This window comes from Streptomyces sp. NPDC048111 (assembly GCF_043202815.1).
Taxonomy (GTDB): Bacteria; Actinomycetota; Actinomycetes; order Streptomycetales; family Streptomycetaceae; genus Streptomyces.
In genome coordinates this window covers 968,557-983,110 of record NZ_JBIDBD010000001.1, presented here as the reverse complement: position 1 = coordinate 983,110, position 14,554 = coordinate 968,557, and the positions used below count along the sequence as shown (strand labels likewise).

Annotated in this window: 9 protein-coding genes; 5 read left to right on the top strand and 4 right to left on the bottom strand. The window is 73.7% G+C overall.

From position 1 onward, the window contains the following. Positions 1-45: 45 nt before the first annotated feature. Positions 46-2,544 carry a polysaccharide lyase family 8 super-sandwich domain-containing protein gene (locus tag ACGF3I_RS04350; protein WP_393129004.1) on the bottom strand — a complete coding sequence of 833 codons (2,499 nt, stop codon included), beginning with the start codon at positions 2,542-2,544 and terminating at the stop codon, positions 46-48. 558 nt (positions 2,545-3,102) lie between these two features. Between ACGF3I_RS04350 and fusA the strand changes: the two genes are divergently transcribed. From fusA to ACGF3I_RS04330, 4 genes are all read left to right on the top strand, one after another. Then, complete coding sequence (gene fusA, locus ACGF3I_RS04345) at positions 3,103-5,169, top strand: elongation factor G (protein ID WP_393129003.1); 2,067 nt, start codon at positions 3,103-3,105, stop codon at positions 5,167-5,169. An 81-nt stretch (positions 5,170-5,250) separates the two neighbouring features. Beyond that, positions 5,251-5,877: a YigZ family protein gene (locus ACGF3I_RS04340; RefSeq protein ID WP_393129002.1), complete on the top strand. Its 627-nt coding sequence runs from the start codon at positions 5,251-5,253 to the stop codon at positions 5,875-5,877. An 84-nt stretch (positions 5,878-5,961) separates the two neighbouring features. Next, positions 5,962-7,116, top strand: a complete 1,155-nt coding sequence (locus ACGF3I_RS04335) for an exonuclease SbcCD subunit D (RefSeq protein ID WP_393129001.1) — start codon at positions 5,962-5,964, stop codon at positions 7,114-7,116. Next, positions 7,113-10,121, top strand: a complete 3,009-nt coding sequence (locus tag ACGF3I_RS04330) for an AAA family ATPase (protein WP_393129000.1) — start codon at positions 7,113-7,115, stop codon at positions 10,119-10,121. The genes ACGF3I_RS04335 and ACGF3I_RS04330 overlap by 4 nt, the downstream gene beginning before the upstream one ends. A gap of 34 nt (positions 10,122-10,155) precedes the next feature. Here ACGF3I_RS04330 and ACGF3I_RS04325 read toward each other — a convergent pair whose 3' ends face one another. Continuing rightward, complete coding sequence (locus ACGF3I_RS04325) at positions 10,156-10,602, bottom strand: Lrp/AsnC family transcriptional regulator (protein ID WP_393128999.1); 447 nt, start codon at positions 10,600-10,602, stop codon at positions 10,156-10,158. A 94-nt stretch (positions 10,603-10,696) separates the two neighbouring features. Here ACGF3I_RS04325 and ACGF3I_RS04320 point away from each other — a divergent pair, with 94 nt between their 5' ends. Further along, positions 10,697-11,182: a rhodanese-like domain-containing protein gene (locus ACGF3I_RS04320; RefSeq protein ID WP_393128998.1), complete on the top strand. Its 486-nt coding sequence runs from the start codon at positions 10,697-10,699 to the stop codon at positions 11,180-11,182. Positions 11,183-11,229: 47 nt separating this feature from the next. Here ACGF3I_RS04320 and ACGF3I_RS04315 read toward each other — a convergent pair whose 3' ends face one another. Further along, a complete protein-coding gene (locus tag ACGF3I_RS04315) occupies positions 11,230-12,906 on the bottom strand; it encodes a DUF885 domain-containing protein (protein ID WP_393128997.1) in 1,677 nt (558 codons plus the stop codon). A gap of 143 nt (positions 12,907-13,049) precedes the next feature. Beyond that, positions 13,050-14,459 carry a GNAT family N-acetyltransferase gene (locus ACGF3I_RS04310; protein ID WP_393128996.1) on the bottom strand — a complete coding sequence of 470 codons (1,410 nt, stop codon included), beginning with the start codon at positions 14,457-14,459 and terminating at the stop codon, positions 13,050-13,052. Positions 14,460-14,554: the final 95 nt, after the last annotated feature.

Genomic DNA, 14,554 nt, shown 5'->3' with positions numbered 1-14,554 from the left:
GGTCCACATGCCGGTCCCAGTGGATCACGAGGGAGCGGTCGGCCCTCAGCCCGTCATGAAGGTGTGCGTCGCGCCCAGTGACCCGCCCACCTTCACGTCCACCACCAAGCGCGGATGCGTCGCGACCACGGTGACGGACGGGTCGGCGTGCAGCAGCCGGCGTCCGGCCCCGTCGACGGTGACGCGCACCGTGTCCTGGGTCTGCGTGGGGTCCGCGAGGGTGAAGGTCCAGCCGTGGGCGGTGCGGCCCCACATCATCGCGGCCGGGCCGGAGACCCGGACCCGCTCGGCCGACCCGGCGCCGAAGAACGTCGCCGCCCTCAACTCCCCGTCCAGGCGCACCGATTGAACGAGAGCCGAGTTGGCGAGGACGCGCCAGCGCCCGCTCGCCCTGCGCGTCCGGTCCGCCGACGCGCCCGGCAGAACCGCGTACGCATAGCTCGCGCCGGCGGGGCGGGTCCCGTGGTCCAGGACGATCTTCTGGTAGCGGCGGGTCCAACGGTCAGCCGTGCCATGGGTGTTGGCACCCGTGTCGATGTCGAGCCAGCTGCCGGTACGGTCCTCGCGCAGCAGGCTGAGGCGCTGGTGGCCGACGCCGTCGAGCAGGACGTAGCCCGCCGTGCCCGCGAGATGCAGCCAGCGTGTGCCGCTCACGTGCCGGACCGTGCCGAGGGGTGAGGCATCGGGCCGGCCGTCGACCAGGAGCTGGGAACCGCCTTGCGCGTCCGGGCTCCGATCGGCCAAAAACCGGGCCGAGCCATCCTCACCCGAGTTCCGCGCCCCGCCCCCCTCACCCAGGTTCCGGTTCTCCACGGTCGTCCGTACCGCCGCACCCGAGGCATCCGTGATCGCGGCGCCGAGGCAGATCACCGCGTCCGGGGTGAAGAACCACGACTTCCGTGCCGAGAGCGTGCCGTCCTGCGACACGAAGTCCAGACCGTGCGCGCCGTGTTGGGCGTCGAAGCGGACCCCGCCCGCGTAGGACGTGCTGGTGCGCGGGGGGTCGGCCAGGAGCGGGGGCGGCGGCGTGTCCTTGGTGGTGGTGCCGGGGAGGAGGGTGGCGTCCACCGTCGGCCCGTACGCGTCGCTGTAATGGCCCTGCTGTTCCGGCAGGAAGGTGTGGAGCACGCCGTCACCGGTGTACCAGCCGTGCAGGTTCATGCCGTTGATGGACTCGTACCGGCAGATCCGCCGCGAGCCGACCCCGAGCGAGGCCGACCAGCCGGGCGTCGTGTGCACCATGCGGTCCATCTGCGGGAACACCCGGTGCTCGCGGACCACCATGGCCGTGCGCGGCGACGGCAGCTGTTCGGCGAGCTCCACCTCGGGCACACCGACCGGTTGCAGCCCACCGGAGAACCGCGCCAGCCCGGTGACGTCGAGGTACGGAGCCCAGGTGCCCTCGGCGATCCATCGCGCGGCACGTCCGGCGAGCCGGGACCTGGCAGGCTCGGCCGCGGTCGCGGCGAGCAGCACCACGGCGGCGATGAGCTGGTGCCCCGCGTCATGCCCGCTCTCGCCCTGTCGCGACAGCATCCGGCCGCGCACCGGATCCATCATCGACCCGGCGAACAGGAAGGGCGCGTAGGTGTCGGTGACCGTCTCTTCGAACATCTGCCGTACCGGAGAAGGAAGTTGAGTGGATGTCTCGGCGGTGACGTACGTCAGCGCCGCGATCGCGCTCAGCAGCACCAGGCCGTAGTGGCCGGGGTAGGGCACCACCTCGTGCTGGAGGAAGGACCCGTCGGTGCGGTAGCCGTCGCCCGCGGTGGAGCGGCGCGTGAGGTCGGCCGCTCCGTGCCCGGCCACGTCGGTCACCGCCGCGAGGCCCGCACCCACCCGCGCGGCGTCGCCCGCGAGCGCCCCGGACACCACCGTGATCAGCGCCTTGTCCGCGCGGTTGGCACCGGTCTCCACCAACCCGGCTGTCGCGGTACGCCGGTTGGGGTCGGCGACGAAGCGCAGCACCGGACGCAGGACGCGTTCGCGGTCGGCGGCGGGAAGCCGGTCGCCGAGGGCCACGACGGTCTGCAGCAGCCAGTAGGGCACGCCGATCTCGTACGAGTACCAGTTGCCGAGCTCGGCCGTGTGCTCGTTGTACTGCGTGCGGTGGAGGGTGTTGAGCGCGGTCACGAGGTGGCCGGGCAGTTCGGGGCGGGTGGAGAGGGCGGAGCCGGGCGTCGCCCAGTCCACCGCGATGGTCCGCAGGCGGTAGTACATGGTGGGGAAATAGGTGCTGCCGGGGCCGGTCGGGAGGTCCGGCCAGAGTTGGTCGCGGTTCACATCCATGGCCGCTAGGTAGTCGAGAGCCACCTCGTCCAGGGCCGCCACGGCCCGGTCGCGCTTCGGGGACCTGCGGCCCGTACCGACCTGGAGCGTCCGGTAGGCGGCCACGATCCGGGCGTGGTCGTCCGTTGTATCCGCGCCCCCGCCCTGCGGGCCCGCGGTCGCTGCGGATGCCGCCTGACTGTTTCCCGAGGAGAGCGCGGTGCCCGCGGCGGCGCCGGCTCCGAGGCGCAGCACATCTCTGCGATCCAGCGACATCGCACGTCCTCACGTCGGGGGGTGGGTGAGCGGGGATAGGGGTGGCGAGAGTTGTGCAGTTCAGCTACATGAATACTGATCAGGTAGCAGAATCTCGGCGCGCTTAAGGTAGTCCTGGCGTCGCGAGGTCGTCAACGGCCTTGCACGCTGCGGATGTTGAAGGGGCTGCTCGTGTACGGCGGCTCTTGGAAAACCCGGTGACCTCCGCGCCCGCCCCTCCCTACACTCGCTCTGCGTGCCGCCCACCGGGTGCAGCGCACCGCTGATGTGCGGACGAGTCGCCGAGTGAAGAGAGAAGGGAGCCGGATCATGCGTACGCACCACACCGTGACCTCCGCCCCTTCGTGCCGGTACGACGTGATCTTGGTGTCTCACACCGCCCGGTGACGGCTGCGCGGCCTTCACCGTCGCTATGTGACGTTGCGTCAATGCGCTGACCGATGACGGTTTCTGTCATCGCGATGACAGCCGGGCCACCTCGGCCGACGCCGTCCGGAATCGCGCGCACCTTCCGATTCCTGAGCCATCTCGGCGAAAGCACCCGAAAGGCCTCCGGCCATGCGCACCAACAGGCCCGCTGCCCAAGCGACTTCCCTCTCCGCCGTCCGCAACCTCGGCATCCTCGCGCACGTCGACGCGGGCAAGACGACCGTCACCGAGCGGATCCTCTTCGCGACCGGCGCCGTCCACAAGCGGGGTGAGGTCCACGACGGCACGACCGTCACCGACTTCGACGCCCAGGAGCGCGATCGCGGCATCACCATCTTCGCCGCGGCCGTCAGCTGCGACTGGGCCGGGCACCGCGTCAACCTGATCGACACCCCGGGGCACGTCGACTTCGCCGACGAGGTCGAGCGGTCGCTGCGCGTGCTCGACGGCGCCGTCGCCGTGTTCGACGCCGTCGCCGGTGTCGAGCCGCAGAGCGAATCGGTGTGGCGACAGGCCGACCGGCACGGCGTGCCGCGCATCGCCTTCGTGAACAAGCTCGACCGCGCGGGCGCCGACCTCGACGCGGCGGTCGCCTCGATCAGGGCCCGGCTGGGCGCCGTACCCCTGGTGGTGCAGCGGCCCATCGGCCGCGAGGGCGACTTCACCGGCGTCGTCGACCTCGTCCGGATGCGCACCCTGCGCTGGGACGGCGACACCTGCGTCGCCGGCCCCGTCGACGGCGCGCTCCTCGCGGAGGCGGCCAGGCGGCGCCGCCTCCTGGAGGAGACGGTGGCCGAGCTGCATCCGGACGCCCTGGAGGAGTTCTGCGCCGTGTCGGCGCTCACCGAGCAGACCCTGGTCCGCGTCCTGCGCGAACTGACCCTGAGCGGTGGTGCCGTGGTGGTGCTCTGCGGCTCGGCCTACCGCAACCGCGGTATCGAGCCGCTGCTCGACGCGGTCGTCGCCTATCTGCCCTCACCCCTCGACATGCCGCCGGTACGCGGCGCCGCCGACGGCGCGGAGCAGGAACGGGCGCCCGATCCCGCCGCACCGTTCGCGGCGCTCGTCTTCAAGGTGAACGTCACCGCGCGCGGCCGGCTCACGTACGTGCGGATCTACTCGGGCGTCCTGCGCAAGGGCGACACCGTCCGCGACGCGGCGACCGGCCGCGCCGAACGAGTCGGCCGCATCCTGCGGGTGCAGGCCGACCAGCACGAGGACAGGGAGGAAGCGATGGCGGGCGACATCGTTGCGGTGGTCGGCGTCAAGGCGGCCCGACCCGGCGCGACCCTGTGCGCGCCGGACGCGCCCCTGCTCCTCGAACCGCCCGCCGTCGCCGATCCCGTGGTGTCGGTCGCGGTCGAGGCGCGGCTCGGGACCGACACCGGCCGGCTCGCCGCGGCCCTGGCGCGCCTTGCAGAGGAGGACCCGTCGCTGGTCGTGCGGACCGACCCGGAGACCGGGCAGACCGTGGTCTCCGGCCTGGGCGAACTCCATCTGGAGGTCGCGGTGGAGAAGATCCGCCGGGACCACGGCGTCGAGGTCGGCGTCGGCCGCCCGCAGGTCTCGTACCGCGAGACCGTGCTGCGCGGGGTGAGCGGGCACGTCCACCGGCACGTCAAACAGGACGGCGGGGCCGGGCAGTTCGCGCAGGTCGTGCTCGACGTGGAACCCCTGGAGGAGGTGGGATTCGAGTTCCGCTCGACGGTGGTGGGCGGCCGGGTGCCGCAGGAGTACGCGCGGGCCGTGGAGGCGGGCTGCCGTGACGCGCTCGGCGAGGGGCCGCTCGGCGGGCATCCGGTCACCGGGCTCCGGGTCACGCTCACCGACGGGGCGACCCACTCCAAGGACTCGTCCGAGATGGCCTTCCGCACGGCCGGCCGGTTTGCCCTGCGCGAAGCGCTGCGGGCGAGCGCGATGGGGCTGCTCGAACCGGTCGTGGAGGTCACGGTGACCGTCCCCGAGGACGGTGTGGGCGGTGTGCTCGGCGACCTCGCCGCCCGGCGCGGGCAGGTCTCGGCGTCGACCGCCGTGGCCGGATCCGCGGTGATCACGGCGGCGGTGCCGCTGGCCGAGCTGTTCGGGTACGCCTCCCGGCTGCGCGGCCGCACCCAGGGCCGGGGCACCTTCACCACGCGGCCCGCGCCCCTCGCGCCGGTACCGGCCGCCGTCGCCGACGCGCTCCTGAAGCGGTAGGCAGCCCGCCGCCGCCCGCCCCCGGTCCGCCGGGGGCGGGCGGCGGCGGGTGGGGGCGCGCGGGGCGCATAGGGTGGGCGGATGCAGGAGCAGTACCGCACCATCGCCCGCGAGGGCGTGCACGAGAGCGAGATCAACCGGTCGCGCTTCATCTGCGCGCTCGCGCCCGCCGCCACCGAGCAGGAGGCGCAGGCCTTCGTCGCCCGGATCCGCAAGGAGCATCCGGCGGCCGGCCACCACTGCTTCGCGTACGTCATCGGAGCCGACGCCTCCGTGCAGAAGGCGAGCGACGACGGCGAACCCGGCGGCACCGCCGGAGTGCCCATGCTCCAGATGCTCACCCGGCGCGAGATGCGCTACGTGGTGGCCGTGGTCACCCGCTACTACGGCGGGATCAAACTGGGCGCCGGCGGTCTGATCAGGGCGTACGGAGGTGTCGTCGGCGAGGCGCTCGACGCGCTCGGCACGACCGTGCGCCGGCGGTTCCGGCTGGCCACCGTCACCGTCGACCACCAGCGCGCGGGCAAGCTGGAGAACGACCTGCGGGCGACCGGGCGCGCGGTCCGCGAGGTGCGGTACGCCGAGGCCGTCACCATCGAGGTCGGCCTTCCCGAGGCCGACGTCGAGTCCTTCCGCGGCTGGCTCGCCGACGCCACCGCCGGCACCGCCGTGCTGGAGCTGGGGGGAGAGGCGTACGGCGACGCCTGAGGCGGAGGCGCCGCGACGTCCTGGACGGACGGATGTTCCGGTTACCGCCCGTGATGTCAGACCCCACCGTTACCCTCGAGGATCATGAGATTTCTGCACACCTCGGACTGGCACCTGGGCCGGTCCCTCCACCGGGTCGACCTGCTCGGTGCCCAGGCCGCGTTCGTCGACCACGTGGTGGCGACGGCGCGCGACCGAGGTGTGGACGCGGTCCTGGTCGCGGGGGACGTGTACGACCGCGCCGTGCCGCCGCTCGCCGCTGTCGAGCTCTTCGACCGGGCGCTGCACCGCCTGGCCGGGCTCGGGGTGCCCACGGTGATGATCTCCGGCAACCACGACTCGGCGCGCAGGCTGGGCGTCGGAGCCGGCCTGATCGAGCGGGCCGGCATCCATCTGCGGACCGACCCGGCGGGCTGCGGCACCCCGGTCATGATCGGTGACGTCGCCTGCTACGGGCTTCCCTATTTGGAGCCGGCCCTGGTCCGCGACGAACTGGGCGCCGCGAAGTCCGGGCACGAAGCGGTGCTGACGGCGGCCATGGAGCGGGTGCGCGCCGACCTGGCGACGCGTCCCGACGGCACCCGCTCCCTCGTCCTCGCGCACGCCTTCGTGGCCGGCGGCGAGCCCAGCGACAGCGAACGCGACATCACGGTCGGCGGGGTGGCCGCCGTGCCCGCCGGGATCTTCCACGGCGTGGACTACGTGGCCCTCGGGCATCTGCACGGCAGCCAGGCCATCACCGAGCGGGTCCGCTACTCGGGCTCCCCGCTCGCCTACTCCTTCTCCGAGGCCAACCACCGCAAGTCCATGTGGCTGGTCGACCTCGCCGCCGACGGCGCGGTCACGGCCGAGCGCGTCGACTGCCCGGTGCCCCGCCCCCTCGCCCGCATCCGCGGCCACCTCGACGAGCTGCTCGAAGACCCGGCGCTCACCCGGCACGAACAGTCCTGGGTGGAGGCCACCCTGACCGACGCGGTCCGCCCCACCGACGCGATGGCCAGGATCGGCGCCCGCTTCCCCCACGCGCTGAGCCTGGTCTTCGACCCCGAACGCCCCGACGGCGACCCGCACGCGTCGTACGCCCAGCGGCTCAGCGGCCGCAGCGACCAGCAGATCGCGGAGGACTTCGTGGCCCACGTACGCGGCGGCAGCGGTCCCGACGACCACGAACGGACCGTCCTGCAAGGGGCGTTCGACGCCGTGCGGGTGGACGACGGCGTGCGCGAGGTGACCCGGTGAGGCTGCACCGCATGCGCGTCACGGCCTTCGGCCCCTTCGCCGCCGGCCAGGAGATCGACTTCGACGCGCTGTCCTCGGCGGGTCTGTTCCTGCTGCACGGCCCGACCGGCGCCGGAAAGACCTCGGTGCTGGACGCGGTGTGCTTCGCCCTGTACGGGGCGGTGCCCGGGGCGCGCCAGAGCCCCGGCACGCCCCTGCGCAGCGACCACGCGGCGCCGGACGTCTTCACCGAAGTGCTGCTCGAACTGACCGTGGGCGGACGGCGGTTGGAGGTCACCCGGCGCCCGCAGCAGGAGCGCCCCAAGAAGCGCGGCAGCGGATTCACCACCGAAAAGGCCCAGACCTGGCTGCGCGCGTTCGACCCCGCGGAGGGCACCTGGCAGGCGCTCAGCCGCTCGCACCAGGAGATCGGCGAGGAGCTCGGGCAGCTCATCGGGATGAGCCGCGAACAGTTCTGCCAGGTCGTGCTGCTGCCGCAGGGAGAGTTCGCCACCTTCCTCAGGTCGGGCGCGGAGGAGCGCGGCCGGCTGCTCGGCAGGCTCTTCGACACCCGCAGGTTCGCCGCCGTCGAGGACCGTCTGGCCGAGCTGCGCAAGACGGCGGAGCGTCAAGTCAAGGAGGGCGACGGCCAGTTGCTCGCCCTGGCCCAGCGCATGGCGCAGGCCGCGGGCGACGGCGCGGACACCCGTGACTGGCCGCTGCCCGACGCCCGCCCCGGCGACCCGGGCCTCGCCTCCGCCGTCCTGCAGTGGGCGGCCGTCGCCCGTGCCGGAGCCCTGGAACGGGTGGACATCGCCTCCGCCGCACTGGCCGCCGCCGAGAGCAGGCAGGCGGCGGCGGCCCGCGTCGCGGAAGAGACCCGGCAACTGGCCCTGCTCCAGGAGCGGTACGCCGAGGCACGTGCCGGGGCCGACGAGCTGGAGGCCCGCCGCCCCGAGCAGGAGGAGCTGACGGCCCGTCTGGAAAACGCGCGCAAAGCGGAACGGGTCGCGCCCGCCCTGGAATGGCAGGAGCAGGCCCAGCGCGCCCACCGCACGGCCACCGCCGAACGCGACCGTTCGCGCGCCCGTCTGCACCCCGACCTCGCCGACGCCGGAGCCGAGCAACTCGCCGCGCTGGAACGGCGGATGCGCCAGGACCTCGGCGCCCTCGAATCCGCCCGCCGCGCCGAGCGCCGCAGCGCCGAGATCGACGCCGAGCGCGCCCGCCTCGACCGGCAGGCCCGCGCCGACGAGGACGTCCTGGCGGACGCGGCGGCGTGGCTCGCGGGCTGGGAAAGCGTCCGGCTCGCCCATCAGGCCCGGATCGACGCCGCCCACGAGGCGGCGGCGCGGGCCGAACAGCTCGCCGGGCAGCTCGCGCCGGCCGAGCGCCGCCTGGCCGCCGCCCGTCGGCGCGAGGCGCTGCAAGGCCGCCTGAGCGAGGCCGAACAGCGCCACGCGAGCGCCCGCGAGGACGCCAACACCGCACATGAGCACTGGCTGGCCCTGCGCGAGGAGCGGCTGCGCGGCATCGCGGCCGAACTCGCGGCGCGCCTGGGAAACGGTGAGCCCTGCGCGGTCTGCGGCTCGACCGAGCACCCCGCGCCCGCCCGCCCCGGCGCCGGCCAGATCGACCGTGCCACCGAGGACGCGGCGCAGCAGGCCCACCGCCGCGCGGACCGCACCCGGGCCGAGGCCGAGGCCGCCCTCGCCTCCGTACGGGAGGACCTGGCGGGCGCGCGGGCCGAGGCGGGGGAGGCCGGCCTCGCCGAACTGGCCGCGGAGGCAGCGGAGTTGCGGCGCGAGCACCGGGCGGCGCGTGAAGCGGCGGCGGGCCTGCACGAGGCGCGGCTCGCCCTCGCCTCGGCGGAGCGCGAGCACGAGCGGCGCCAGGAGGCCCGGCGCACCGCGCAGCGCGACACCGCGGCCCGCACCGCCGCCCGTGAAGCCCTTGAGCGTGAACAGGCTGTACTGGAAGGGGAGTTGGGCCAGGCTCGGGCCGGCTCGGCGAGCGTCGCGGAACGGGCCGCGCTGCTCGAACACCGGGCGTCCGTCCTCGCCGAGGCGGTGGAGGCGGTCCGTGCCGTGGAGGAGAGCGCCGCGCGTCTGAAGGAGGCCGACGGACGGCTCTCGGAGGCGGCGTTCCGGGCCGGCTTCGACACTCCCGCCGCGGCCTCGGCGGCCCTGATCGACGAGCGCGGCCAGCGGGACATCCAGCACCGGCTGGACGCGTGGCAGCAGCAGCGGCACACCGTCGCCGCGCGTCTGGCGGAGCCCGCGACGGCCGCGGCCGGCCGGGCCGCCCCGGCCCGTACCGAAGAGGCGGCGGCCGAGGCGGCGGACGCCGAACGCGCCCTGCGCGACGCCACGTCGGCCCTGGCGGCGGCGCGGGCCCGCCGCGCGGAACTGCACGCCCTCAGCGGCCGGGCCGTCGAGGAGACCCGCAGGATCGGCCCGCTGCGCGAGGAGTACGAGCGGGTCGCGGGCCTGGCCGGGCTCACCGCGGGCACCTCCGCCGACAACGAGCGCAAGATGCGGCTCGAGTCGTACGTCCTGGCCGCCCGGCTGGAACAGGTGGCGGCCGCCGCCACCGTCCGGCTCCAGCGCATGTCGGGCGGGCGGTACACGCTGGTGCACTCCGATGCCCGGGGCGGCCGGGGCCGTTCGGGCCTCGGGCTCCATGTGGTGGACGCCTGGACGGGCCGCGAACGCGACACGGCGACGCTTTCGGGCGGCGAGACGTTCTTCGCCTCCCTCGCCCTGGCCCTCGGCCTCGCCGACGTGGTCGCGGACGAGGCGGGCGGCGCGCGCCTGGACACCCTCTTCATCGACGAGGGCTTCGGCAGCCTGGACGACCAGACCCTGGACGAGGTGCTCGACGTACTGGACTCGCTGCGCGAACGCGACCGCAGCGTGGGCATCGTGAGCCACGTCGGCGATCTGCGTCGGCGCATCCCCGCCCAGCTCGAAGTGGTGAAGGAGCGGGCGGGCTCGTCGGTGCGGCTGCGGGGGACCGGGGCCTGAGCCTCGCCGGGGGCGGGCGTGCGCCCGGTGGGCCTCAGCGGCCGATCGCGCGCCGTGGCAGCGGGGACGAATAGACCACGCTGGTCGTCACCGCGCCCAGGGTGCCGATCCGGCCCGAGATCTCCTCCAGGTGGCTCATGGAGCGGGCGCTCACCTTGATCACGAAGCAGTCGTCGCCGGTCACATGGTGGGCCTCCATGATCTCCGGCGTCGCCTCCACCAGATCGTGGAAGGGCTTGTAGTTGCCGTTCGGGTAGCGCAGCCGGACGAAGGCGAGGATGGGCCGGCCGAGGCGCTCCTGGTCGACCACGGCCGTGTAACCCGCGATCACCCCGGCCTCTTCGAGGCGGCGCACCCGCTCGGTGACGGCGCTGGCCGACAGCGATACGGTCCGGGCCAGTTCGGCGAAGCTCGCCCGGCCCTGGCTCTGGAGGGCTTCGAGTATGTGCCAGTCGGTGGCGTCCGGGGAATACGCGTTCATGCGCCCAGACAACCGTGGAAAGCCCGGCGGATCAAGGGTTGTTCCCGGGATCGTTGCTTCCCGGAGTTGATCATCACCTCGTAGATTTTCAGCCATGACATCACAGCCCACCGCCCCCGCCAACCCCGTCCTGCGCGTGGCTCCCGCCGCCCCGGCCGACGCCGCCGCGTACTTCCGGGCCAATCTGGTCTTCCACGCCGACGTCTCCGACGTGGCCACCGCGCTCGCCGCCGGCGGCGACCCGGGCTTCGTCGTGCTCGACTCGCGGTCCACCGCGTCCTGGGACCAGGGCCATGTGCCCGGCGCCGTCCACCTGCCCACCGCCCTGATTCCCGAGCAGGCCGAGCGGCTGCTCGACCCGTCGGTGCCCGTGGTCACGTACTGCTGGGGCCCCGGCTGCAACGGCGCCACCCGCGCGGCCCTGGCCCTGGCCGAACGGGGCTTCCGGGTGAAGGAGATGCTGGGCGGTTTCGAGTACTGGGTGCGCGAGGGCTTCGCCTTCGAGACCTGGGAGGGCGGCGAGCGGCGCGCCGCCGATCCGCTGACCGCGCCCATCGACGCGGCGGACTGCGGCTGCTGAACTCCGGTGCGGGGACGGCCGGTTGGGCGGCCGTCCCCGCGCCGTTCTCAGAGCTTGGACAGCTCGTCCACCAGATCGTCCAGGCCGAGCGAACCCTGCGAGAGGGCTGCCATGTGCCAGGCCTTCGGATCGAAGGCGTCACCGTGACGGGCGCGGGCGTTGGCCCGGCCCAGCAGCCAGGCGCGCTCACCCAGCTTGTAGCCGATGGCCTGGCCCGGCATCGACAGGTAGCGGATCAGCTCGCTCCGGACGAAGTCGGCGGGCCGGCTGCTGTGGCCGGCGAAGAACTCGTGCGCCAGCTCCGGCGTCCAGCGCTCGCCCGGGTGGAACGGCGAATCGGCCGGGATCTCCAGCTCCAGGTGCATACCGATGTCGATGATCACCCGGCAGGCCCGCATCATCTGCGCGTCCAGGTAGCCGAGCCGGCGCTCGGGATCGGTGAGGAAGCCCAGCTCGTCCATGAGACGCTCGGCGTACAGCGCCCAGCCCTCGGCATTGGCGCTGACGTGACCGACGGTCGCCTGGTAGCGCGAGAGCTGGTCGGCGACGTGCGCCCACTGGGCGATCTGGAGGTGGTGCCCCGGCACGCCCTCGTGGTACCAGGTCGACACCAGGTCGTACACGGGGAAGCGGGTCTCGCCCATGGTGGGGAGCCAGGTGCGGCCGGGGCGCGAGAAGTCCTCGGAGGGGCCCGTGTAGTACGGGGCTGCCGCGCCGCCCGGCGGCGCGATGCGCGACTCCACCTTCCGTACCCGCTCGGCGAGTTCGAAGTGCGTGCCGTCGAGCGCCTCGATCGCCTCGTCCATCAGCGACTGCAGCCAGTCGCGGACCTGATCCACACCCTCGATGTGTGCGCCGTGCTCGTCCAGGTGGGCCAGCGCCTCCCAGGGACCGGCGTCCGGCAGGATCTTGGCGGCCTCCTTCTTCATCTCGCCGAGCAGCCGGTGGTACTCGGACCAGCCGTAGGCGTACGCCTCGTCCAGGTCGAGCGCGGTGCCGTTGTAGTACTGCGACCAGCGCCGGTAGCGCTCGCGGCCCACCGTGTCCGGCGCGCCCTCGATGCCGGGCGCGTACACGTCGCGCAGCCAGTCGCGCAGCGCGGCGAGCGCGTCGGCGGCCCCGGCTGCGGCCGTGTCGAGTTCGGTGCGCAGGTCGTCGGGGCCCGGAGCCGCGAGCCCCTCGAAGAAGCCGGTGTCGACCCATTCGCCGAGTTGCCCGATGACGGTCTCGGTGGCCTTCGGACCGGCGAACAGCTTGCGCTCCAGGCCCAGTTCGAGCGAGGCGCGGTAGCCCTCGATGGCGTCGGGCACCGCGCGCAGACGGGAGACGAGGGCGCGCCAGTCCTCGTCGTTCTCGGTCGGGGTCATCGTGAACGCCATCCGCATGCCGTGCACCGGCGAGCTGAGGTTGCTGACCCTGCGCAGCCCCTCGTCCGCGTCGTGCACGGCGAGTTCGGAGGTCAGCCGCTCCCGCAGCAGCCTGCCGCAGCGCCGCTCGGCGTCGCTCTCGGCGCCGGGCCGCCGCTCGGCCTCGTCGAGACGGGCGAGCGTGGTGCGCGCGAGGTCGGCGAGCGCCGACTGTCCTGCGGGGGAGAAGTCGGGCAGGAGGGCGTGGCTCGCCCTGACGCCCAGATAGCTCCCGGTGATCGGGTCGAGTTCGATGAGTGCGTCGACATAGGCGTCGGCGACCTGGCGGGGCAGCGCGCTGCTGGAGGTGACTGACATGCGGACATCCTCTCTGAGCGAGGCTCCCGCGTCACCTCCCCTCCTGGGTCGGCCCCCGGACGGGTCGGTCGGGGGACGGCGGGGCGACCAGCGGCCGGCGGGCAGCCGGGCGACTGGGCGGGCCCGCCGCCGTGCCGGAGCGCTCAGCCCTGCCCGAAGTGGCCTTGCCGGGCAGCCGTGTCGAGGGGGGCCGCGGTGGTGTCGAGACGGGCCGTGACCACGAGGGTGCCCTCCTCGATCTGGTAGTCCAGAGGCAGCCCCAGGCCGCGCATGGCTGCGACCATGCCGGTGTTGGAGGCCTGGGTGACCGCGTACACGCTGGCGCAGCGGGCCTCGACGGCGAGGTCGGTGAGGCGGCGCAGCAGTTCGGAGCCGATGCCACGGCGCTGCCACGCGTCCTCGACGAGCAGGGCTACCTCGGTCTCCTCGCCGTCCCACAGCAGGTGCCCGAGGGCGACCAGACGTCCTGAGGCGGTCTGTACGGCGAGGGTGCGACCGTAGCGCGGGCTCAGGAGGTGGCCGAGGTAGCGGTCCGCGTCCCCCACGGGGCCGTGGTAGCGCAGGCCGAGCGTGCGCTCGGAGCAGCGCTCGTGCAGGGCCTTGGCGGCGTCGAGGTCGCTCGGGTCGGCCCGCCGCACGGTGATCTCGTTGCCCTCGGGCAGCGTCAGGACGTCCTCGCCGCGCGGCACGCGCGGGCCGAGCCGCGCGTCCAGCTCGACCAGTGCGCGGGCGCGGGCGAACTCGGTCGGGGTGAACGGGAGATGGGGCCGCTCGATGGTGATCGTCCCGCCGCCGGGGTCGCGCAGGCGCATGACGGTCGACTCCAGGACGCCCTCGACGGGGGCACTCTCGCCGGTGGGCCGGCCGGTCAGGGAGACCGCGGGCAGCGAGTGGATGGTGCAGCGGCCGAGCAACTGGCGCAGCGCCAGCGGGAGTTCGGCGGCGTCGAGGGCGGTGCGGGTCGCCAGGCCGAGGATCCTGGTCGGCGCGTCCACCAGATCATGGGCGTCGGCACGCTCGGTCCAGGTGTCGCGTGCGCCGGCCGCCGCGACGGCGCGGGACAGGTCCGCGGCCGAGAGTTCGGCCGGGGTGCGCAGGAGGAACTCGTCCACCGTGCCGTCGCCGAGCGGGTGAGTCTGGAGCGTGAGGATGTCCACGCCGTGTCCGGCGAGCGCGGTGCACAGCAGGGCGAGGCTGCCGGGCTCGTCGCGTACGGTCGTCCGCATCCGCCACAGCGAGGTCTCGCGGGGCGCGCCGGTGCGCCCCGAGCCGTCCGCCGTGGCGTCGGTATCCGGAGTCCCGCCGGTGTCCGCGGGCGGCGGTGCGTGGCTGTGGCGGCGGGCCCACCAGGTGTGGAAGGCCGCCGTCGCGATCAGTGCGACGGCGGACGCGATCAGCAGGAACGGCCCGTCGGGACCGTGTGCGACGAGGTTCGCGAGCCCGTCGGCCACGGCCACGGCCGTGAACAGGGCGGCGAGTTCGACGAGGTCCCGCCGCCAGTGGTGCCGGCGGCGGGAGTGCTTCGTGGAGTTCTGTCCTGGCGTATCGGTCATGGCATCACTGTGACGCAGCGGTGTTGCGCGATCACGAACGCTTTGTGACTGACGGGTTAAGTGGGCTTCTGGTGCTCTTTTGGCTGTTTTCCACC

Coding starts and splice junctions, on each gene's coding strand:
- fusA (WP_393129003.1), top strand. CDS start 3,103: ATGCGCACCAACAGGCCCGCTGCCCAAGCGACTTCCCTCTCCGCCGTC.
- ACGF3I_RS04340 (WP_393129002.1), top strand. CDS start 5,251: ATGCAGGAGCAGTACCGCACCATCGCCCGCGAGGGCGTGCACGAGAGC.
- ACGF3I_RS04320 (WP_393128998.1), top strand. CDS start 10,697: ATGACATCACAGCCCACCGCCCCCGCCAACCCCGTCCTGCGCGTGGCT.
- ACGF3I_RS04335 (WP_393129001.1), top strand. CDS start 5,962: ATGAGATTTCTGCACACCTCGGACTGGCACCTGGGCCGGTCCCTCCAC.
- ACGF3I_RS04315 (WP_393128997.1), bottom strand. CDS start 12,906: ATGTCAGTCACCTCCAGCAGCGCGCTGCCCCGCCAGGTCGCCGACGCC.
- ACGF3I_RS04325 (WP_393128999.1), bottom strand. CDS start 10,602: ATGAACGCGTATTCCCCGGACGCCACCGACTGGCACATACTCGAAGCC.
- ACGF3I_RS04350 (WP_393129004.1), bottom strand. CDS start 2,544: ATGTCGCTGGATCGCAGAGATGTGCTGCGCCTCGGAGCCGGCGCCGCC.
- ACGF3I_RS04310 (WP_393128996.1), bottom strand. CDS start 14,459: ATGACCGATACGCCAGGACAGAACTCCACGAAGCACTCCCGCCGCCGG.